Annotated in this window: 19 protein-coding genes; 9 read left to right on the top strand and 10 right to left on the bottom strand. The window is 41.2% G+C overall.

Features of this window, described 5'->3' with window-relative positions; genetic code table 11:
- Positions 1-60: 60 nt before the first annotated feature.
- Entirely contained in the window at positions 61-894 is an 834-nt protein-coding gene (locus N6B01_RS10320) for an aldo/keto reductase (protein ID WP_262078633.1), read from the bottom strand.
- Between the two features lie 665 nt (positions 895-1,559).
- Here N6B01_RS10320 and N6B01_RS10315 point away from each other — a divergent pair.
- A complete protein-coding gene (locus N6B01_RS10315; RefSeq protein ID WP_262078632.1) occupies positions 1,560-3,629 on the top strand; it encodes a TonB-dependent receptor domain-containing protein in 2,070 nt (689 codons plus the stop codon).
- Positions 3,630-3,719: 90 nt separating this feature from the next.
- Here the strand turns inward: N6B01_RS10315 and recR are convergent, their stop codons facing one another.
- The 3 genes from recR to N6B01_RS10300 form a co-directional block, all read right to left on the bottom strand.
- A complete protein-coding gene (recR, locus tag N6B01_RS10310; RefSeq protein WP_262078631.1) occupies positions 3,720-4,325 on the bottom strand; it encodes a recombination mediator RecR in 606 nt (201 codons plus the stop codon).
- Between the two features lie 382 nt (positions 4,326-4,707).
- A complete protein-coding gene (locus N6B01_RS10305) occupies positions 4,708-5,328 on the bottom strand; it encodes a L,D-transpeptidase (RefSeq protein WP_262078630.1) in 621 nt (206 codons plus the stop codon).
- A 348-nt stretch (positions 5,329-5,676) separates the two neighbouring features.
- Positions 5,677-6,117 (bottom strand): hypothetical protein, encoded by a 441-nt coding sequence (locus N6B01_RS10300; protein WP_262078629.1) that lies wholly within the window; start codon positions 6,115-6,117, stop codon positions 5,677-5,679.
- A gap of 512 nt (positions 6,118-6,629) precedes the next feature.
- Here N6B01_RS10300 and N6B01_RS10295 point away from each other — a divergent pair.
- A complete protein-coding gene (locus N6B01_RS10295) occupies positions 6,630-7,223 on the top strand; it encodes a Spy/CpxP family protein refolding chaperone (protein ID WP_262078628.1) in 594 nt (197 codons plus the stop codon).
- Positions 7,224-7,500: 277 nt separating this feature from the next.
- On the opposite strand, the gene N6B01_RS10290 is transcribed toward N6B01_RS10295, so the two are convergent.
- The gene (locus N6B01_RS10290; protein WP_410007263.1) at positions 7,501-7,731 is read right to left on the bottom strand and encodes a DUF2093 domain-containing protein; all 231 of its coding nucleotides are present in this window, start codon (positions 7,729-7,731) and stop codon (positions 7,501-7,503) included.
- 496 nt (positions 7,732-8,227) lie between these two features.
- On the opposite strand from N6B01_RS10290, the gene fdnG reads away from it, so the two are divergent.
- From fdnG to N6B01_RS10275, 3 genes are read left to right on the top strand one after another with little or no spacing between them, the layout of a single operon-like run.
- Complete coding sequence (gene fdnG / locus N6B01_RS10285; RefSeq protein WP_262078626.1) at positions 8,228-11,311, top strand: formate dehydrogenase-N subunit alpha; 3,084 nt, start codon at positions 8,228-8,230, stop codon at positions 11,309-11,311.
- An 11-nt stretch (positions 11,312-11,322) separates the two neighbouring features.
- Positions 11,323-12,267 (top strand): formate dehydrogenase subunit beta, encoded by a 945-nt coding sequence (gene fdxH / locus N6B01_RS10280; RefSeq protein WP_262078625.1) that lies wholly within the window; start codon positions 11,323-11,325, stop codon positions 12,265-12,267.
- Positions 12,257-12,967: a formate dehydrogenase subunit gamma gene (locus N6B01_RS10275; protein WP_262078624.1), complete on the top strand. Its 711-nt coding sequence runs from the start codon at positions 12,257-12,259 to the stop codon at positions 12,965-12,967. Before fdxH ends, N6B01_RS10275 begins: the two co-directional genes overlap by 11 nt.
- 104 nt (positions 12,968-13,071) lie before the next feature.
- Here N6B01_RS10275 and N6B01_RS10270 read toward each other — a convergent pair whose 3' ends face one another.
- Both N6B01_RS10270 and N6B01_RS10265 read right to left on the bottom strand, forming a co-directional pair.
- Complete coding sequence (locus N6B01_RS10270) at positions 13,072-13,461, bottom strand: hypothetical protein (RefSeq protein WP_262078623.1); 390 nt, start codon at positions 13,459-13,461, stop codon at positions 13,072-13,074.
- Between the two features lie 73 nt (positions 13,462-13,534).
- On the bottom strand, positions 13,535-14,134 hold the full coding sequence (locus N6B01_RS10265; RefSeq protein ID WP_182417677.1) for a transglutaminase-like cysteine peptidase: 600 nt from the start codon (positions 14,132-14,134) through the stop codon (positions 13,535-13,537).
- A 598-nt stretch (positions 14,135-14,732) separates the two neighbouring features.
- On the opposite strand from N6B01_RS10265, the gene argJ reads away from it, so the two are divergent.
- The 4 genes from argJ (at position 14,733) to N6B01_RS10245 (ending at position 17,988) form a co-directional block, all read left to right on the top strand.
- Entirely contained in the window at positions 14,733-15,974 is a 1,242-nt protein-coding gene (argJ, locus tag N6B01_RS10260; RefSeq protein ID WP_262080644.1) for a bifunctional glutamate N-acetyltransferase/amino-acid acetyltransferase ArgJ, read from the top strand.
- Positions 15,955-16,764: a GNAT family N-acetyltransferase gene (locus N6B01_RS10255; protein ID WP_262078622.1), complete on the top strand. Its 810-nt coding sequence runs from the start codon at positions 15,955-15,957 to the stop codon at positions 16,762-16,764. Before argJ ends, N6B01_RS10255 begins: the two co-directional genes overlap by 20 nt.
- Before the next feature lie 45 nt (positions 16,765-16,809).
- Positions 16,810-17,214, top strand: coding sequence for a (deoxy)nucleoside triphosphate pyrophosphohydrolase (locus N6B01_RS10250; RefSeq protein ID WP_182417675.1), 405 nt, complete (start codon positions 16,810-16,812; stop codon positions 17,212-17,214).
- A gap of 501 nt (positions 17,215-17,715) precedes the next feature.
- On the top strand, positions 17,716-17,988 hold the full coding sequence (locus tag N6B01_RS10245; protein ID WP_262078620.1) for a hypothetical protein: 273 nt from the start codon (positions 17,716-17,718) through the stop codon (positions 17,986-17,988).
- A 48-nt stretch (positions 17,989-18,036) separates the two neighbouring features.
- On the opposite strand, the gene N6B01_RS10240 is transcribed toward N6B01_RS10245, so the two are convergent.
- The 3 genes from N6B01_RS10240 to N6B01_RS10230 form a co-directional block, all read right to left on the bottom strand.
- Positions 18,037-19,503 carry a nucleobase:cation symporter-2 family protein gene (locus N6B01_RS10240; protein WP_262078619.1) on the bottom strand — a complete coding sequence of 489 codons (1,467 nt, stop codon included), beginning with the start codon at positions 19,501-19,503 and terminating at the stop codon, positions 18,037-18,039.
- Between the two features lie 61 nt (positions 19,504-19,564).
- On the bottom strand, positions 19,565-21,856 hold the full coding sequence (locus N6B01_RS10235; protein ID WP_262078617.1) for an AGE family epimerase/isomerase: 2,292 nt from the start codon (positions 21,854-21,856) through the stop codon (positions 19,565-19,567).
- A gap of 171 nt (positions 21,857-22,027) precedes the next feature.
- Entirely contained in the window at positions 22,028-22,639 is a 612-nt protein-coding gene (locus N6B01_RS10230) for a TetR family transcriptional regulator (RefSeq protein ID WP_315973312.1), read from the bottom strand.
- Positions 22,640-22,883 lie beyond the last annotated feature (244 nt).

Below are 22,883 nucleotides of genomic sequence, written 5' to 3'. Positions count from 1 at the left end.
GTGACCGCACATTTTAAAGTAATGAAGCTATTTTATTTAACGCTGGCATTCTAAAAGTTTCTACAGCATTTCTAAGCGTGTTTTGGACGTCGGTGCTGAAAAAACTTTATCTAATAGTAACAAATCCTCTTCAGTCAAATGAATAGTTAATGCCATGAGATTCTCATCTATGTGGATTGGATCTGACGCTTTGGGAATAGCAATGATATTTTCAATGCGTAACACAAAGGCAAGTGCAATCGCTGCAGGCGTTGCCCGATATTTTTGGGCTATTTGATGTAATTGTGGATATTTTAAAATACGCGCTTGCTCAATTGGGGAATAAGCCATGATTGGAATGGCATGGCTTTTACACCAAGGCATAAGATCAAACTCTATCCCACGTCGTAAAAGATTGTAAAGCACTTGATCCGTAATAATAGAGTTTGATGGCGCTATTTTTTGGAGTTCTTCCATATCTGCAATATCAAAGTTACTCACGCCCCAATGTTTTATCTTGCCTTGTTCTTTCAAGGCTTCAAAACTCTCAACGACCTCTTCCAGTGCAAAAGCCCCTCGCCAATGTAACAGATATAGGTCTATATACTCCGTATCGAGGTTGCGTAAACTACGCTCACATGCATGCTGTATGCGTAGGCGGCAGGCATTGGATGGTAATACCTTGTCGACAAGAAAAACATCATCACGAAACCCTTGCATGGCTTCGCCTACCACTTGCTCTGCACCGCCATCACCATACATTTCGGCAGTATCGATAAGGGTCATGCCCCTTTGAATACCATGACGTAGAGCATCGGCCTCTTCGCCCGCTGGCAGACGGCCTTGCCCCATGCCCCATGTTCCTTGGCCAAGAGCCGGTATAGAAATACCGTTAGGTAGTGTTGCAGTTTTCATTAAAACCTCGAATTACAAACTAGTGCATAAATTAGCACAAGACCTTTAGCCGTCTTATATTGCCGCTCTCCCAACTATTTCTAGGGGGGCTATTTGTTAAATATATTTAAAAATATGAATATATTATTTATAAGCAGACATAAAATTATGTTTTACTTAAAAGCTAGGTCTTTTGCCCTAAAAGCTTATGTGTTGGCGTTGGTCAATCAAAGGGGGATGGTTTTGCATTAAAAATGGCGATTTTATTTAACTTGATAAGCTATTTTTAAAAATTGTAGTCTTTACATGTCAAATTGCTAAAATGTCTTAAAAATTCTGTTTTTTCATTAATTATTAAGCGGGAAAAAACTAAAATGACATAATATGCAGTGGTTGAAAATTAGAGCGCTGTAATGATAGCAATATATAAAATATAGTCGATTTTCAGCCTAATTTGTGATTCGATTGACTATATGTTGGAAAAAATGCAGGACAATTTGGGGGCTGAAGCTGCAAATATATTAGCTCAATTTATAAAATTTTAACCATATTTCATTGTCGTTTTTATAATATGTCTAAAGACGCTTAAATAACTGTATTTTATGCCTTGCCAGTTGTTGACATTAAAAAAAATTAATTTCATCAGTCTTTTAATATGACATCGATTATCATATTTGGAGAGTGGAATGAAAACGAAACTATCAGCAACGATAGGAGCGCTTATTGTAGGGGTAAGCCTGTTATCGTTAGTACCGCAATCTTTTGCTCAAACTTCAGCCGAGCAAACAGATAGCACTGAAGAAGAAGGGCAAAGTCGCAACGGCAATACTGTGCTATTAGATACGGTTGTAGTTACTGGTACATCTGTGGCTACAAATTTGGTTGATGCGCCTGCTAGTGTTTCCGTTGTTGGGCAAGAGCAGTTACAACAACGTGCAGTGCCTGATATTACTGAGATTTTGCGTACTGTACCGGGCGTTAATGTCGGTTTTGGTAGCGATGGTACACGCGGCATTAGTATGCGCGGCATGGGGTCAGGCTATACGCTTATTTTAATTGATGGAAAGCGTGTTAATGCTGGTCTTACCACGATGCGTCACTATAATGGTGATCTTGATTGGGTGCCAATTGACGCAATTGATCGCATTGAAGTTGTTCGCGGACCAATGTCAACCCTTTATGGTTCGGATGCCTTGGGTGGTGTTGTCAATATCATCACCAAACGTCCAGAAGGTAAATGGACTGGCTCATTAACAACCGAATATATTGCGCCATCAAGCAGCGGCACAGGCACAACTCGTAAAGCAAAGGGCTTTATTGGTGGTGCAATCGTTCCCGGCCAGTTGGACTTCATGGGTTTTGGTAGCATTGGTCGTCAAAAGCCAGCAAATCCTAATGACCATGATGGCCTACAAGTGCCACGCGGCGTTGATGATTATGATCTTAATGGTCGCTTCACTTGGACACCAAATAAGGATCATCGTTTTGAATTTGAAGGTGGCGGAGCAAGGCAGAAATACAAGCCTTGGCTTGAACCTAACGAAGTCGATAATAGCGAAACTGAAATTCGTCGTGTTCACGGTTCTATTCGCCACATTGGGGATTGGGGCTTTGGAACATCAACCGTTACGGGACAAATTGAAGAAGCCAAAAATCTTCATAATACTACAAACCGTGCCGGTGCAGTCACTGGTTCAACCGCTATTTCCGTGACTACCGCAACTCTTGATGGTAAGCTTTCAATGCCGCTTACACTGATGGGCTTTAAGCAGGATTTGACTATTGGTGGCGATTATCGTCACGAAAAAATGGTCGATGATGAAAACACCGGCAAGTTAAATACGTGGCTTGGTACAAAAGGCTCACCAGAAACAACAATGTGGACGGCTGCTATTTTTGCTGAAGATCAGGTTCATTTAACTGATGCATTGAAAATGACCCTTGGCTTACGTGTTGATCGCCATGAAAAATTTGGTACCCATACCAGCCCACGCGTCTATTTCAACTATAATGTTAATGACGCTTTAACATTGAAGGCAGGTTGGGCGCAGGCGTTTAAAGCGCCAAATCTACGTCAGCTCAACCCTCATTGGGTGCAAACATCACGCGGTCGCGGCTGCGGTGCTGTGGGCGGCCCATGCGAAATGGTTGGTAACCCAAATTTGAAGCCTGAAACAAGCAATAGTTTCGAAGTCGGCGGCTATTACATGCATTCCATGTTTGATGCCGGGCTTACCTATTTCTATAATGAGATTGATGATAAGATTACCTCAGCTCGCGTCGCAACTCTTATCATGCCTAATGGCACGAAATATGTGCAACAGGTGAATGTCGATAGAGCAAGAACGCAAGGTCTTGAAGGTAATTTTACCCTTTATTTCCATCCTAACTGGACATGGAATAATACGGCAACCTATCTTATTGAGTCAAAAAACCTTGAAACGGGTCAGCCGCTTTCAGCAGATCCAGAATATTCAATCCATACCGAGTTAACATGGCAAGCCCTAGAAAATCTTGCTATGACCGCATCGATGGATTTTTATGGCAAGCAGGTTGATTATACTATTGCAGAAACTTTATCAGCGCAAAATGTTTCCGCTTATAATATTACCAATTTCTCGGTAAAATATGATCCAACCAAAAACTTTACGGTAAGAGCAGGCATTAATAATATTTTTGATAACCAGCCAAAAGCTGAATCAAATTATGCTGAAAATGGCAGAAGCTATTTTGTATCTTTAACCGCTAAATTTTAAAAATATTAAAGCGAGCCGGTATTTACTATCGGCTCGCCTCATAAAGTGCTTATAAATTTTTATGATAAAGCTTTTGTGATGAAAATCATACTATAGGCTAGTGCGAGCTTTAAGAGCCGCAGCAAGAGTGCCATCATCAAGATAGTCTAACTCACCACCCACAGGGACACCGTGGGCAAGGCGTGTTACCTTGACGTTGAACTCTTCAATTAGGTCTGTGATATAATGGGCAGTAGTTTGGCCTTCTACTGTGGCATTTACCGCTAAAATAACTTCCCTTATATTACCTTGTGCAACGCGGCTCACCAATGATTTTATATTGAGTTGATCGGGACCAATACCATCAAGGGGCGATAATCTGCCGCCAAGGACGTGATATTTTACTGCCATGGTACCAGCTCGCTCCAGTGCCCAAAGGTCTGATACATCTTCAACAACAATTAAAATAGCGTCATCGCGTTTTGGGTCACAGCAAATAGAGCAGGGATCTATTGTATCAATATTACCGCAAACTGAACAAACCTTAACATTATCGGCAGCATCTTGCATCGCTTTTGCAAGCGGTGCTAACAATGCTTCTTTCTTTTTAACCAATTGCAATGCAGCTCGCCGCGCAGAACGGGGCCCAAGCCCAGGCACCCGCGCCAATAATTGGATAAGGCGCTCAATTTCAGGGCCAGCTATTGTTTTCGACATAGATATTTATTCTCCATCAGGTGTAACTCAAATAGAGGATGGAGCGAAGCATATCAAGAACGCTTGGCTAAAATTAACTTAAAATTATCCATCGCGTGTTTTGCAAAGATAAATCGGGGTGTTTAATTTTCAAGAAATCGTAAAGATCTATAAAGACTTGTTTTTAGGCTTTTTAAAAATAAGTTCGCTATAAATTTAGCATAATGGGGGTGGAAAAGCAGTTATAGCTATTGGCAGCATTAATTTTATCAAGTGTTGTTAAGCATCGCATCAAAGACAGAAATTTGCTAAGTGGTTGATAATTTGTATTGGCTAGCCTTTGGTAAGGTTATAATATTTGGTCTTTTATCATAAAAAATTATCATAAAAGACCAAAATTTGCCTATTGTACAATAACCTTGGTGCCAGTTGGAGTGTGGCTGTAAAGGTCGATCACATCCTGATTGTTTAAGCGAATACAACCTGATGATATATTGCTACCAATTGTCCACCATTCTGGTGTGCCATGTAAGCGGTAAATAGTGTCGCGCCCATTTTTATATAAATAAAGTGCCCGCGCCCCAAGTGGATTATTAAGCCCCGGCTTCATACCGCCAGCATATTGTCTTAGTTGCGGCTGTCGGCGTACCATTGATGCAGGTGGTGTCCAGGTTGGCCATTCCTTTTTTTGCCCAATATAAGCAGTGCCAGACCAGCGAAAACCATCACGTCCAACGCCGATACCATAACGCATGGCTTTGCCATTTGGCATAACGCGGAATAAAAATTTACTCTTAGTATCAACGATCAAAGTGCCAGCTTTTTCTGTGGTTGGGTAACTAACCACTTGGCGGCGAAATTCTGGCTTTATTTTGCTTTGATCAATGGCTGGAATCGTATAGCCCGCATCGCGCACAAGTGGATAGGTTGATGTAAAGCTAGTGGGGCCTTCACTGGTTACACAAGCTGACGTAGCCACTGCTCCTAATAATGCTAAGCCGCTGAATACTCGTTTCAGTTTCATTATATTATCCCATGTTAACTTAAATCATGCTTTATGTATTATGCAGCCTCCCAAAATTTATGCCAAGACTATCCGTGATTGAACTCTGTTGGCTGTATTAGTAAGAGCATGCAGAATAATGATTTGATATGATTAAATATTTAAGCTAATTTGGTGATATAATGATTAATATAGAATTAACCTTGATATACTTTGTTTATTTTTAAACAAATAAATATAATTATAAATAATTTAAGGGTGAGATCATATTAAATGGCATTTAAATTTTAAAAAAATTGTCAAAGCAATGACATAGGGTTGGCCTTGCCCATTAATATTGTATGTCGCTTGCGAGCAACTTCAAGCTTATTAATAATTAGCGTTTTGCAAGATTTGATATCCAATATAGGATAATTGATGAGCCGCATAAATAGGCATGATGAGATGGTCAAAATACCAAGCTGCATCCCAAATTGGCATAGATTTGTGTCGATCTGATTGCCGCTCTATACGATCGCGAAAACAGAAAAACGCGATGTGATCCTCTTTGTAGCAACTTACGCAGACATTGGCATCTTTATAATAGAGTTCAAACGCTATATCATTGCAGTTCTTGTCGGTGATGAATGATGCAATCTTGGTTTTTAATGATGCGTCATATTTTTCTTGCTGCCAGTCTTCATTTTCATCCTTATAACATGCATAACCATTGGTATCTTGCAAAGACCACCCATAATTTTCAAGATCTCCAATATAAGTTAAAAGCTTCGAGCGTGATTCATCAAGTTGCAGTATTATTGAATAGTTCATAAATCCCATATTGGCACCGTTAGAAATTAGGGTCAGGACTTTAAGTAAAATGGAATAATAATAGCCCTAAAGAACAAGATCAAATAGAGTTCTTGTGTGTCATAGAGTTGGTATTTTTTATGAGCTGTTTACGTGACATCTATAGGGTTATGTCTATTTTGATAATAATTAAATAATATATGTAATTTATTTATATAAAAATTATTTATAAATAGTCATAAATTAATTATTTTTAATAAATTATAATATTAAAAAAGTTTATATTAATGATTTTTATAAATTTATAGCTGGTTTTTTCAAAAAATATTAAAATATTACAAAATTTTAATCTTATTTAATGGAATTATTGCAAATAATTAATCTTAATTTTACGGCAAAACACATTTTTGACTTAATTAAAGCTAATTTTAGACATGATTAAATTTAAGAATAGCTTCAACAAATGGTGTTGGGCCACCGGTTGGGACACTAGGTTTTATATTATTATTAATATTATTGTAATGGAGTAAAAAATGAAAAAAGTGTTATTTTCTACGATGATGGTTGGTGCTCTTGCTTTGCCAGGTTTGGCATTCGCAGCGCCAGATGCTCCAAAGCCTACAGCTCCTCATGCAGAGCAAGCGCCAGTAGGTAACGGCCCGCGTGGACATGCAGGAGAAGAACGTCATGCTTTGCGTATGGCTGAACGTCTTTCCGCAATTGAAACAGCAATTGGTATTAAATCTGACCAGTTGGATAGCTGGCGTGCTTATACTGCCGCACTTGTTGGTTTAATGCCGGAGCCGCCACACGCGGATAAGGCGCCTCGCGATGGTGAAACTGCTGACGGACCCAAAGAGCTTATTCTAGGTGAGCGTATGGCCGATCGCATGATTGAACAAGCCGAAAAGGCTAAGGCATTTAAAAAAGCCGCCGAAGAGCTTCGTGAAAAACTTACACCTGAACAATTAGCGCGCTTAAATAATTTAGCTCGTGAAATGCGAGCAGAGCATGTTGGTGATAAGAAGCCTTCTCATGTTAAGCCTGATGGCGAGCATAAGGCACATGCAAAGCCAGATCATGGTAAGCCTTCACATCCAGAAGGTCAGCATAAACCGCGCCCATAATGAAAATTAACAGCATTGTGCTGTATAAAATTGACTAAATTACTACCCTGAAAACTCCTAATATTTTACCACGCATCTGTTAAAAAAGCAGCTGCGTGGCTTTTTATAGTAGGCAGGCAAAGGTTTGAATTTGATTGCTTGGCTGTGCTGAAAGCAATTTTAACCAAAGATGAAAAGGTCTTGCTTTAAAATATGCCAAGAAATAAAAGCCATGCTTTAATACGCAAGTTTAAATGGATAATCCAAGGGGTTTGCAGTCGCCGCCAAAATTGTCGGCTTAAGTATTGGTGAGCACATCACGCAAATGCGGATTACATTCCAATTCACGCTCATAGGAAATTTGACAGCTTGCATAGGCTTCTTGCCGTTCAACATTCCAATAACGTAAGTCGTCAAGAGGAATTTTCTCGCGGCTGACAGCGCATAAAACATAGGTTCCTGGAATTTCAATAACGTAATCGCCACCCTTATATTGAAGCTTAGCTTCATTGCCGCGTAAATTGTTCATATCCATGTTAAAATCCTTTTAGGCGCAGTTTTTATGCTATCATTTTGTATTATCAATAGAATAATTTGTTCGTTTTGCAAATGGTTTTCTGGTAACCAATGTTTTAAAAGCAACCAGTGCTTTTAAAAGCCTGTAAAAAATGTTCAATAATCACTTATTGGTTCTAAAGGCTGTGATTTCATTAAAGCGATAACTGCTTCAAATTGAAACATTCTTCATCTCATTAGAGGCTGTTACACAAGAAAATCAGTGTAAATTGATATTCTCACCTAGAATTGACTTTTAACCGTTCTAATTCTTTGACATTGTGTTAGAATAATTCTATGCATGCGCCTTTAAATAGGTACTTGCCTTGCTGGAATCTATGGTTAGAGAACTAAGGTTCAAGGATGCAAAGCTGAGCGCCGCAAAATAAAGCAATGTTTTAACAGCAGGTTGGTGAAGCTAAAAAAACAATAATTCACCAATATGTTGATAGAGATGGAGGATACCCGCCATGAATTTTGAGATCTCGCGGCGCGCCTTTTTAAAGGGTGCAGGCGCGGGGGTTGCTGTAACAGCGCTTGGCGCGCTAGGTTTTGATGAGGCAGAAGCTGCTGTGCATAGTGCCATTCGTCCTTACCGTCTAGCCGCCACTCAGCAAACCCGCAATACCTGTACCTATTGTTCTGTCGCCTGTGGTATTATCCTTTATGCTAAGGGTACTATGGAAAAGGGTGATGCTAAAATTGTTCACATTGAAGGCGATGTTGATCATCCAACCAATCGTGGTACTTTATGTCCAAAGGGTGCAGCGCTTTTCAATACGGTTAATGCGCCAACGCGTTTAACCAAACCAAAAGTTCGTAAGCCCGGTTCAGATCATTTTGAGAATATTAGCTGGGGCGAGGCTCTTGATAAAATTGCTCGCTATATGAAAGATGATCGCGACAAAAATTTTGTCGAGAAAAATGAAAAAGGTCAAACGGTTAATCGTTGGATTTCAACTGGTTTTCTTGCAGCTTCTGCAACAACCAATGAAACGGCTTTTCTTACCTATAAGGTAGTGCGCTCGTCAGGCATGCTGGTTTTTGATAATCAGGCACGCGTTTGACACGGCCCAACGGTGTCCAGTCTGGGCCCAACATTTGGTCGTGGTGCAATGACGAATGCATGGACAGATATCCGTGCAACTGATCTTGCCATTATTATGGGCGGCAACGCTGCTGAAGCGCATCCTTGCGGCTTCAAATGGGTAACTCATGCTAAAGAGCATCGGGGTGCCAAGCTCATTGTTGTTGATCCGCGTTTTACCCGCTCGGCATCGGTGGCAGATTATTATGCGCCTATCCGTCAGGGCAGTGACATTGCATTCTTGCTTGGTGTTATCCGCTACTGCATGGAAAACGATAAAGTTCAGTTGGAATATGTGCGCCATTATACCAATGCTGCCTTTATTATTAAGGATACGTTTGAGTATAAGGATGGTCTGTTTAGCGGTTATGATGAAGAAAGCCGCAGTTATGATACATCCAGTTGGGCCTATGAAATGGGCGATGATGGCTTTGCAAAAATTGACGAGACATTGCAGCACCCTCGCTGTGTCTGGCAGCTTTTGCGCAAACATGTCGCACAATATACGCCTGAATTGGTAAACCGCATTTGTGGTACACCTATAGACAAATATCGTATAATTTGCAAAATGATTGCCGAATGTTCAAGCCCAACCAAAAACATGACCTCCATGTATGCGCTTGGTTGGACACAGCATTCTAAAGGCTCGCAAAATATTCGTACCATGGCGATGCTTCAGCTTATCCTTGGCAATATTGGTGTGCGTGGTGGCGGCATGAATGCCTTGCGTGGTCACTCAAATATTCAAGGTCTTACTGATGTTGGCTTGATGTCCAATCTATTGCCGGGCTATATGAATATTCCTAATGAAAAAGAGGTTGATTTAAAGACCTATCTTTCAACCCGCCAGTTTAAACCTTTACGACCAAATCAAGTAAGCTATTGGAAGAATTATGACAAATTCTTTGTTTCCTTCCAAAAGTCAATGTGGGGCAAAGCTGCAACAAAAGAAAATGATTGGGCCTATGACTATCTGCCAAAGCTAGATATTGCCAATTATGACATTCTAAAAGCTTTTGAAATGATGGATAACGGCCAGATGACGGGCTATTTCTGTCAAGGCTTTAATGCGGTTTTATCATTCCCCAACCGCGCTAAGGTACAGCGTGCCTTGTCTAAGTTGAAATATTTGGTGGTGATGGATCCGTTAGAAACGGAAACAGCACGTTTTTGGGAAAATCATGGTGATTTTAACAATTATGATCCCAAAGATATTCAAACTGAAGTATTCCAATTCCCAACTAGCTGCTTTGCCGAAGATGAAGGCGCAGTGGTGAATTCTGGTCGTTGGTTGCAATGGCATTGGGCAGGGCAAAATCCTCCTGGTGAAGCAAAGTTTGATACTTGGATTATGGCGCAAATTGGCTTGCGCTTGAAAAAGCTTTACCAAGAAGAAGGCGGTGTGTTCCCAGATCCTATCGTCAATCTTCATTGGCCTTATGAAGATCCGGAAGATCCATCGCCTCATGAACTTGCCAAGGAAATGAATGGTTATGTCCTTGAAGACGTTTATGATGACAAGGATCCAACCAAGAAAATCCTTGAAAAAGGCAAGCAGATTGGTGGTTTCGCCGCATTGCGGAATGATGGTACAACCGCAAGTGGTTGCTGGATTTATGCCGGTTCTTATACCGAGGACGGCAATATCATGGCACGGCGCGATAATACCGACTATGACAATGCCGGTCTTTATCAAAAATGGACTTTTGCATGGCCAGCTAATCGGCGTATTATTTATAATCGCGCTTCTGCCGATCTTGATGGTAAGCCTTGGGATAAGGATCGTAAGATTATTGAGTGGGATGGTGAGAAATGGGGCGGTTTTGACGTTCCAGACACTACACCAACCTCTGATCCACGCAGTGTCGGCCCATTCATTATGAATGCCGAAGGTAGTGCGCGGTTATTCTCATTGGCAGGTTTGCGTGATGGGCCATTCCCTGTTCATTATGAGCCATTTGAATCACCAATGACCAATTTGATTGCTCCGCATATTCGCGGCAATCCGGTGGCGCGTATCTTTGAGAAAGATTTAGCACAATTGGGAGATCGTTCTGAATTCCCTTATGCGGCGACATCTTATCGCTTGACCGAGCATTTCCATTATTGGACTAAGAATAATCCAGTCAATGCTGCCTTGCAGCCGCAATTCTTTGTCGAGATTTCGGAAGAATTGGCGGAAGAAAAGAAAATTGAGCGCGGCGGTTGGGTGCGTGTTTGGAATAAGCGCGGCAGTGTCTTTGCTAAAGCCTTGGTAACCAAGCGTATCCGTCCACTCGATTGTGATGGTCAAAAAGTGCATGTCATTGGTATTCCATTGCATTGGGGCTTTGTTGGCGCAGCGAAAAAGGGCTTTGGTCCAAATTCGTTGACACCATTTGTTGGCGACGCCAATTCCAATACACCGGAGTTTAAGGCATTTCTTGTCAATATCGAGCCATCACGCGCGCCAGTCGATGTAAGTTAAGGAGGAAGAAAATGGTCAATATTAATCCTCCCAGCGAGGGACAGATAAAACCTAAATTTGGTCCTGATGATTACATCAAGGCTTCGGCATCTAATTTGCCGGAGCCTAGCCGAAAGCTTGAAGAAATTGCAAAGCTCATTGACGTGTCACGCTGCATTGGCTGCAAAGCCTGCCAATCAGCCTGTACAGAATGGAATGAGTTAACGCCGCCAATTGAAGAAAATGTCGGGTCGTACCAAAATCCTCATGATCTTTCGCCTGATGCTTTCACTTTAATGCGTTTTTCGGAATGGATTAATCCAGAAACTGATCAATTTGAGTGGCTTATCCGCAAGGATGGTTGCATGCATTGCTCAGAGCCTGGTTGTCTTGCGGCTTGCCCATCTCCCGGGGCTATCGTACAATACTCAAATGGTGTCGTTGATTTTGTCCATGATAAGTGCATTGGCTGCGGCTATTGCGTTAAAGGCTGTCCATTTAATATTCCGCGCATTTCAAAAGTTGACCATAAGGCTTATAAATGCACTCTTTGCTCTGATCGTTTGGCAGTTGGTCAAGCGCCCGCTTGTGCAAAATCTTGTCCAACTGAAGCTATTATGTTTGGTAGCAAAGACGATATGAAAGCCCATGCGCAAGATCGAATTAAGGATTTAAAGTCTCGTGGCTATGAAAAGGCTGGTCTTTATGATCCGCAAGGCGTTGGTGGTACTCATGTGATGTATATTTTACATCACAATGATCAACCCCATATTTATGCTAACTTGCCCGATGAACCAAAAATCTCGCCGATTGTTAAAACATGGAAAGGCATTTCCAAATATGTCGGTATTAGCGCGATTACTGGTGCTATTGTTGCCACTGCTGCCCATGCTATGATGTTTGGTGCAAGCCGCGTTAAGAAAAAGGAAGAGATCGAGGCTAAAGAAGCCTTGAAGGAGGCCGAAGATGAAGCATAAATATTACGAAAAAGGCGATATCGTCACCGATGGCGAACCGGTTATTGTCAACCGTTATACCGTTGGCGCGCGGATTAATCATTGGATCGCTGCTGGTTCAATGATTTTACTTGCTTTAACCGGCCTTGCTATGTATTGGCCGCCTTTGTTCTTTATTGCCCATCTTTTTGGCGGCGGTCAGGTTATACGCGCCATTCACCCCTTTATTGGCGTTGTGATGGTTTTGAGTTTCGCTGGCTTATTTTTCCGTTTTTGGCGTTTAAACATTTGGGAAAATTCCGATTTAAAATGGGCTATGCAGGTCCATGATGTGCTCGGCAATCATGAAGAAAATCTACCTGAAATTGGCAAATATAATTTTGGTCAGAAATGTATTTTCTGGGCAATGTCTATGGGGTTGATTATTCTTATCGTTTCGGGCTTTATGGTATGGCAAGCTTATTTTGCGCAATATTTCAGCATTGAATTGCAGCGCTATGCCTTGCTTGCTCACTCGCTGATGGCGGTTATTATTATCGCAATCTGGATTTTCCACATGTATGCGGTTTACTGGATTCGTGGGTCATTAGGAGCGATGATAAAGGGCAAGGTAACTGGCGGTTTTGCTTGGCAACACCACCGTAAATGGTACCGTGCTATTATTGCCAATAAGGATCTTATCAAAGAACCGGAAGAGCAAAACAAAACGACAAAGAAATAAGTTAATTTAAAGCACTTTGGCTCTCTCAGAGTTAAAGTGCTTTAATCCTTTATAGCGCGCGTTCTCTAAAATTATGCTTTATATATTTTGACAGAATAGCAGTATTAAAACATGCTAGAAATATAGTCGATCAGTCTAACATCATAATTATTAGGGTCTAAGGGCCCATCTAATGTTTCACCAGCTAAAAAATTGGTAAATGACATGAATGAAAATTGATGGTAGCAATTATCATTGGCTTTGGCCAAGAAATAAGCATCGATTTCAAAGGAATAGAGAATTGGGTCTTTGTTAAGATATAGTTCACGAACCTTTTGGTAGCATTGCTCTAAATCTTCATCCTTTTGCATCAAAATATGAATGACGATTTCACTAAAATCATAATGCAAGGAAAGGGATGATTTTTTCCATAAATCGCCATCAAACTGTGATAATTCTTGCGTTAGATCATCAACAGGTTTACGCAATTTTTGAATAATAATATTATTATTCATAAGCAAGCTCTTTATCTGCCATTTATAAGATGGTTTGGGCAAAATTTAATGCGGCAATAATTGCAAATTACCCCTATTTAACCGCACCAACAAGCAAATCTTCTGGTTGTTCGATTGATACCCACTGACCGGTATTTTGGGTTGATTGGCGTTTAAGATAAAGATATTCAGTATCTTTCCAATTCAAGACCTTATCGCGCAAATTGTCTAAAATAAAATCACCACGGTCAGTCCGAATAGTGAGAACTGAATGGCCTTCGCCATCAGGTTTACGTACAACGGTGATAAGTAGGCTTGATAGGGGTATGCCGCGTTGGTTTAGCTCGCGGCGCTTCAAAAGCACATAATCTTCACAATCACCTGCATCAACAGGATAAGCCCAATATTCTTCCTTGCCGTAAAGTTCCATGTCTGTCGCTGGACGGATACGCGTATTGACATCATAATTCACAAACAAAATATTATCCCAAATTTCTTGGGTCAGTTTGATGGCAACAGGATTGCGGTCTTTTTGATTGCACTCTTTCGGCAATCTTTGGCAAAATTCATAATGGCCAATTGGTTGAGATGTAATGAAACCAGTTTTCATGAATGGACTACTGGCAAGCGCAAGGCTACCTGATGTTAGGCAAAAGCTAGTGGCAAGCAGAGCAATTTGGCAGATTTTACGCATTACAACTTAACCTGTTTTAAAATTTAAATCACTTTAACAAAACCATTTGGGGGTAAAACCACTTTGTAACAATGGATTTTAGTCTTTATGGCATGTCTTTGGCGAATTATTAACAAAAGGTTAACACTGCTTAAGGGGGGGCTGTCAATGGCACAAAAGCCACAATTGCATAATTATTAAAAAATGGTTAATAAATAAAGTTATTGTAAATCAATTACTTGATGAGTTTTGCAATAATTGTTACAGCTTTAATCAAGAGTTGTTGAACAGAGTATAAGCATCATCCACACCTTAAATTTTATCAAGGTGGTTGGGTTCGGTATAAACATTAGTAGATATGCATATTTCGTATTTTTCAACGGCCTATTAGTTAACGCAAAACGACGGTTCATATAAAGTAATAAGAGAGTGGTATAGATTAGCTTTCAAGGTGATTCTCACTGATGAATTTATAGAAAAAGGCCTTAGATAAAAGTGTTTGTGCAGTGATTTTTGGTTTAAAAATTTCTTCACTTTCGTATAAAATGCTCTACACTTGCTTTGCTATTTCGCCTATCATTTTTGTTTTACGGTTTTAAGTTTTTATAAGGAAAGCTATATTATGACAGCTATTTCGCCTCTTGCGCCACAATCCTATCCTGATATGCCAAGCCTAAAAGGCGTGCGCATGGCAACAGCACAGGCTGGCATTAAATATAAAAACCGTACTGATTTATTATTTCTCGTTTTTGATCAACCTGCTGATGTTGCAGGTGTGTTTACGCGTTCGCGCTGCCCTTCGGCAACTGTCGATCATTGCCGCGCGTCGCTTGCTCACGGTAAAGCAAAAGCTGTTGTGGTTAACTCCGGTAATGCCAATGCATTTACGGGCAAAAAGGGTAAGGTCACCACTACAAAAACGGCAGAAGCAGCAGCAGCTATTTTATCATGCCGTGAGGATGAAATTTATCTTGCTTCTACGGGTGTTATTGGCGAACCATTGGATGCAAGCCGCATTACCAATGTTTTGGATGGCATGGTTGAAACAATGCGCGAAGATTATTGGCTTGATGCGGCGCGTGCGATTATGACGACTGACACATTTCCTAAAGTGGCAACGCGTAGCTTTGAGATTGATGGCATTAAGCTCACCATTAATGGCATGGCGAAAGGCGCAGGCATGATTGCGCCTGATATGGCGACCATGTTGTCTTTCGTCGTGACTGATGCGCCAATTGAAAGCATATTATTACAAAAGGCGTTGAGCACTGGCACAGAAATCAGCTTTAACTCAATTACCGTTGATAGCGATACATCAACATCTGATACTTTGCTGCTATTTGCAACCGGCACGGCTTTGGAACAAGGCGTCAAGCCAATAAGCGATGAAGCTGATCTGCGTTTTGCTGTGTTTAAAGCAGCCCTTAATGATGTGTTGCAAGATCTTGCCGTGCAAGTGGCAAGCGATGGGGAAGGGGCAAGAAAGCTGATAAAAATTAATGTGCGTGGAGCCACGGATAATAAGGCTGCCAAAAAAATTGCTATGTCGATTGCTAATTCGCCATTGGTCAAAACTGCTGTTGCCGGTGAAGACGCCAATTGGGGGCGGGTGGTTATGGCCGTTGGTAAAGCAGGGGAAGAAGCAGATCGTGACCGCTTAGCAATTTGGTTTGGTGATATTCGCGTTGCAGTTGATGGTGAACGTGACCCCGATTATAGCGAAGAAGCGACATCAAATTATATGAAAAATAGTGAAGTATTGATTGGCGTCGATATCGGGCTTGGCGATGGCGAGGCAACGGTTTGGACTTGTGATTTAACTAAGGAATATGTGGCAATCAATGGCGACTACCGTAGCTAATCTTATCCAACAGCTTGAAGATAGTTATTATCGTAGTTGGGTTGCAGAAATATCTTATTATGACGGTGGTTGGCTGGTGCGTAAAACGCCAGACAGCCCATTTAAACGCTTAAATAATGTGACGCCGCTTAATATGGCTGATGATCATAATATTGAGCAGCGAGTGCTTACCCATTGTGGAAGCCATTTAAAAAAGCCTTTGGCCATGCGGCTTATTCCATTAAGTGCGCCAAAGATTTTAAATTATGTCGAACGCCACCAGTGGAAAGCTTTGGCAAGTGTTGGGGTTTATGTGTTGGATTTAAAGGGGAGGGATGTGCTTGCAACCTTTGACAATTGCCCTATTGCTGATCTTAACCTATTTGCTGAAAGTGTTACAATTGGCGATATATCGATAGAACTTATTGACCCACAGCTTTATGCTGAGATTTCGATTGCCCATCATCAAGCAAAGCCAAACGAAGTTGAGCCGCTAAATCAATTGGTGCAGCGCTGTGAAGCAAAACCATATCCGCTTATTCTTAAAATAAATGGCAAAATTTTTGCCAATATATTTTTGGTGGAAGACAATGGCATGATCGGAATGTTTGATTTTGCACTTGCCCCCAATATGCGTGGGCAAGGTTTGGGAAGACAAAGTTTTAATGCTGTTTTGGAATATTTACGGCTTTTTGATGCTATCCGCTTTGTTTGGCTACAAATTGAAAGCACAAATGCAACAGCTTTGCATCTTTATAAAAGCTTTGGTTTTAAAAAAATCTATGCTTATGATTACTATATAGTCGATTAAAAATTTAAACGTGAAATCCCACATCACCGTGATATTGGAAATTATATGAAAAAATTATTATTGGTTGTCGCTTGCGCACTTATTGATGCCGATAATCGTATTTTATTGGCACAGCGACCAGAAGGTAAAAACCTTGCAGGGCTTTGGGAATTTCCAGGCGGAAAGGTTGAACAGGGCGAGGAGCCAGAAGCAGCTCTCATCCGCGAGCTTCATGAAGAACTTGGCATTACCACTAAGATTGATTGCTTAGCGCCATTAAGTTTTGCGAGCCACACTTATGATGATTTTCATTTATTGATGCCACTCTATATTTGTCGGCGTTTTGAGGGGATTGCGAGCGGACGCGAGGGGCAAGCGTTAAAATGGGTGCGGGCGGATAAGTTACAAGATTATCCTATGCCACCTGCAGACCTGCCGCTTATTCCAGTTTTACGTGACCTTTTGGGATGAATATTAGATTTTGATTTGAAACTACAAATTGACGGTTGATAATCCCCGTTTCTAGTCTTGCATCTTTCTGTTGGAATAATAATTCATAAGAATGCAAGGCTTTAAGTGTTTCTAGGTCATTGTTTTTATTTTATTTTATTTTTGCTCCAAAATATAAAAGTAACGCTTTTTTAACCAAAATTTATATTTTATTTTGCTATCAAACTTTGAATTAAAGGTTTTCTTTGTGTTTATATTATTGTTTTTAAATAATTTTATTTAATTCAACATTATTTTTTTTGCGTCTGCTCACGTTTTAATAAAGAATGTTTTCGCTTTTGACAGGCTTTTTGCGGTGAATCAATGCATAATGCCAACATGCGATTATTTTGTTGCAAATGCCATACAAAATAATCTGGGTGTCATATTAGAGCAAATTTGGCGTTTCCGCCTTAATTGTTCCGTAGCTGCAGAGCTTTTAAGAAAAGTAAGACTTCTTAAATAGCGAGTTTGGAGTTAATCATGCGTCATGCAAAGAACGTAGAATTTGAAAATATTGGCTCCATGGCTGGCGAATATTCCATGAAAGCTGGTGTTGGTTTTTTACGCGTTGTTCTATTATTTGGCATGGCTGCTGTAATGTTAGGGCTTATTTTAGTGCCTCTTTTAATGCAGCGTGCAGATCACCAATGGTCTGGTAATCTTTACCCAAATTTACCAGATCGGACAATTACTGGATCAATCAAATCTAATAATGATTCATCTGCAGTAAAAGCAATTTTGCCAAATCAATAAACTTTATTGCTTAAAGGCATCAAAAGAAAAACTGGTTAAAAGCGGCTTTTAAGCCGCTTTTGTTTCTTCGCTCTCTGGAATAAATAGATTAAGCAAAATTGCTGTAACGCCGCCCATGGCAAGTGGTGAGCGCATAAGATCGGCAATGACAACAGGCATAGCGCTAATAAAGCTTGGTACAGTTTCAATGCCAACCCATGAAAATAAATGGGAAATCATTAAATTTACTGATATTGGGAAAGCTTCTATAAATTGTGGTACTTGTGCGATGCCAAGGCCTAATGACAAAGATACAGCAATAATCAGTAAAGCGCGGCGATCAAGATTAATGCTTGACAGGATATTGATGCCCGACGCGGCAACCGAGCCAAACATGATTAAAGTTGCACCGCCAAGGGCTGCTTCTGGCAAGGACTGGATAACAGCTGAAAAGATTGGGAATAGACCAAGAATCACCAAAATTGCAGCAATCCAAAGGCCAACATAGCGGCTAGCAACACCAGTTAATTGAATAATGCCGTTATTTTGCGCAAAGACGGAGCTTGGGAAAGTGTTGAAAAAGCCAGCAAGCAACGAATTGGCGCCATTGACTAAAACGCCGCCCTTAATGCGTTCCATCCATTTAGGACCTTCAACTGGTTCTTTGGAGATTTTACTGGTTGCAGTAATGTCGCCAACCGCTTCAAGCGATGTAACAAGATAGATAACAATCATTGGAATAAATAGCGACCAAGAAAATGAAATGCCAAAATGCATAGGGCGCGGTATTTCAAAAATTGGTGCTTGTGCTAAGGGGACAAGATTTAAATCACGCATGAGTGCTGCTAGAATATAACCAACCACCAAAGCGAGCATAATCGCACTAGAGCGAAGCCAGATGTAATTCATACGATTAAAAATGATAATAAGAATAAACACGGTTAATGAAAGTATGAGATTATCAGGGTTGGCAAAAGTACCGTTTTTCATGGCTGCGTAACCGCCACCCATGCTTATCAAACCTTCCTTAATGAGGGAAAGGCCGATAATTAAAACAACAATGCCCGTCACCAAGGGTGTTACCATGCGCCGCACAAAGGGTAAAATGCGCGAAACGCCCATTTCGATGAAAGAACCTGCTATAACCACACCAAAAATGGTTGCCATAACTTGCTCAGCTGGAACGCCTTGTTCTACCATAAAAACGCCGCCGGCAATAAGTGGGCCAACAAAGTTGAAGCTTGTTCCTTGTACAATTAAAAGACCGGCGCCAAGCGGGCCAAATTTGCGACATTGTACAAAGGTAGCAATGCCTGAAATCACTAATGACATTGATAAGATCATTGATGTATCGCGTGGATTAAGTCCAACTGCATTACAGATTAAAAAGCCTGGTGTGATAATTGGTACAATAATCGCAAGCAAATGCTGAAAGGCAGCAAAAAAGGCAATGTGCGGCTTTGGATGAGCATCCATGCCATAAATAAGTTCACTATTGTTGGGTATGGTTGAGGGCGCTTCTTGGGGCGATGTCATGCTGGGCCTATTTAATTGTTATAGAATTCGATTGGTAGATCTTTTAACACATTGTGTATATTCAATTACTATGTTTTGGATTAATTTGCTGGGCAAACGAGCGATATTGGGTGAGGGCGCAAACCAGGTGATAAAATATGGAGGCAGGCACCTGATTGGAGCGGCCGCGGCCATCTTCGTCAATCATGTCAATCCAAAGACCTTTGGGCGCAGCATCTATATGCCAACGGAATAACCGCCCGACCCGCGCTTCAATTTCTGGCTTTAAGTCGGGTCCCTGATTGCCATCAAGGGCAATAGCAGCTTTAATTACTTCGGTTTGTGGCCAACTGCGCGAATTGCGATCAATCGGTAAGCCAGAACGTGAAACAGAATTATAGGCAAGGCCAGTTGCACGATTTAAACCATTGGCAATGCCAAAAGCGTAAAGTTTGCGTGCGAAAGGCACTAGGTTCTCGCAAGATTTTTTGGCCTTGGCGCAAAGATTTTGGTAGCTAATAAGCAATGAAGCCCATTCAAAATGGTGGCCGGGCTCGCAAATGTCACCAGATTCGCCGGTTGCTATACGCCATTCATCATCAAAAAATTCGCCTAATGTCCAGCTATCTCGATCAAAGAAATGGCTTTTAAACAAATCCACAATACGCGATGCCCGTTGTAAATAGTCGATGTTTCCAGTCACATCATACCATGCAAGAAATGTCTCTAATAAATGCATATGGGGGTTAGAGCGCCGCCATTGTCGCTCGCCATTGGGTGTTTCAAAAAAGCCTTTGCCGCCTTTATCGCTTAAATGGTCATCCAAAAATGCAAAACTATTAATGGCAGCAGGCAAAGCTTTTTTATGGCCGGCTTTATGGGCATGGGCAAGCGCCAACAAAACAAAAGCTTGGTCATAAAGATCTTCAACTGGATTTAATATTTCGCCATTTGCGTCAAAACTGGAAGCCCAACCGCCATTTGCCGTTTGTCCGTGTTTTAAAATAAAATCAAGCCCATGGTCGATAAGCTGCTGCGCAGGCCCATCCCATCCCATTTCACCGGCAATAGCAAAGGCATAGATTTGTCGCGCCATGGTGCGCATCCGCCGCTCGCCAATAATCGGCAGGCCATCAAGCCCCAATGCTTCATAAAACCCGCCCTTGTCATCAACGCCGCGCGTTGACCAAAGTGGCAAGGTTTCGTCAAATAGCCAATGCTCTACCCTAGCATTATAACTACCAGCAATCGGCATGCGATCCGGCGCGGGGGTAAATTTGGCTTCCAAGCGACCGGACTTTTCTAAAGCAGCCACAACTTCGCGTACATTTTGGCTTTGGCTAACGGGGGCAACAAAGGTTGCATCACTGGTGGCAACTACTGCCATGTTGCGTAGGCCAACCGCCGATAAAAGCCCCCCTTGCGAGCGTAAATATGAGCGCTCACAATCAATCGCTACAACATCGCCAATGATGACATTGCCAAATTCATCTCGATTATTGTTTTCGCCTTGCGCGTCGAGCAAGGATTGCCATGAGCCTAAATCATTCCAGTGAAATTTAGCGCGGACAAGAGCGATATTGTCTGCATGTTCCATAATAGCGTAATCAACTGAAGTTGACGGAATATCTGCATAATCATCAAAGGGAAGCCACGTGCCAGAAATATCGGTTTTGGCGGCGTTTAAGGCTTTTGCGGTCTTATGCCATATATCAGCAGATAGTTTTAAAAAACTTTCTTGCATGGTTTTGGCACTAAATAGAAAAATACCAGAATTCCAAAGGAAATTACCCGATGCAAAATAGTTTTGTGCGGTTTCAAGGTCGGGTTTTTCAACAAAGCGCTCAACATCAAATACATGATTGCCTAGAGCTTTATTATTATCTTTGGCTGTTTCAATGTAACCATAGCCAGTTTCAGGCTTATCGGGCGCAATACCAAAAACAACTATTTTGCCATTTTGCGCGGCAAGTTTGCCTTCATCGATTGTCGTCCAAAAATCATCATTCGTGGATATTTCATGATCACTTGGCACAACAAGAACAAGCGCATCTTCGCCTTGCTCATTAAGCGCAATTTGGCTAGCAAGCGCGACGGCTGCGGCAGTATTACGACCAATTGGTTCAAATATTGGGCGGCCACCATTTAAGGGGAGACCTGCAATATCTTGACCAAGTCGGCTTGCATGGGCTTCAGACCCAATAAGGTAAATCGGTGTATCGCCATGATGATTAAGACGGCTTACCGTTTGTGATAGCATAGAGCCATGGCCGGAAAAATCATGAAACTGCTTGGGGAAATCTTCACGCGACAAAGGCCAAAGACGAGACCCAATGCCGCCACTCATAATAAAGCTGATAATTTTTCCCGTCATGGCATTCTCCTGTTATATGCTCTAATTGGCGTTTTACGGCACATTTTTGGCGATATGACATTTTACGATTAGCGTTTTTAAACGTTATATACTAGAAACGTTTTTTATAAACTGCAAACTTATATAAGGTATAAAAAATACAAATTAACCAAAGATGTTTTATACTTATGGTTAAATATGCAGAGCTGATATTTGAGTTTTTATGGCTTGGTGCCCAATTTTTTGTAAATTAAAAGCTTTTCCAGAATGGAGCCATTCACTGATAATTCCGCCAATAATGGCCACGAGCATGCGGGCTGCGTCTTGGGGCGAAAAATCTTGGTTAAGCATCTGTCTATCTTGTGCGACCTGTAAAAGACGTATGAAAAGGTCTAGCATGCTATTTTGCGCTTGGCGCAGACGCTCCACCATTTCAGAAAAAGCGCCAACATATTCGCAGCGTTGGGTGATAATAGTGACAATCCGTTGCTGTTGCTCATCCTCGCTAAAAATTTTGAATGCACGTGCTGCTGATTTTTCAAGAATGTTAAGAGGATTAATAGAATCACTTTGCTGTGCTTCTTCAATGAGGCTTTCTTGCGGGAAGCGGACTTTTTGAATCATGGCACGAAATATTTCTGCTTTATCGGCAAAATGGAAATAAATAGCACCGCGTGTGACGTTGGCACGTTTTGCTATCTGCGCAAGGGTGGTTTGTGAAACACCCTGTTCAAGGAAAAGAAATTGCGCTGCAGTAATGATAGAATCGCGGGTTGCTGCCGCCTCAGCTTTTGTACGTCGCATCTATGTTCCAAGTTAATCAATATATATCAAATGCTTGCTTATATTGTTTAGGCAATTACGATTTGTTGGTGAATCATTATTGTGCTAAGCATCAGATGTTTTTATACGATAATGAAGGGGCAGTTTTGTAGTAGCATCAAGAATCAGCGTTTTTACAGCTTTTGTGTTTCTAAGATCATTTTTTTGTGAGCATTAGTAGGAGATAATAACTATCGACTTTTACCTAGGCAATGGGATAATTACA

The organism is Bartonella sp. HY406 (assembly GCF_025449315.1).
Lineage (GTDB): Bacteria > Pseudomonadota > Alphaproteobacteria > Rhizobiales > Rhizobiaceae > HY038.
Note: the sequence above shows the minus strand (reverse complement) of the source record. Positions and strands in the feature narration are given on the sequence as shown.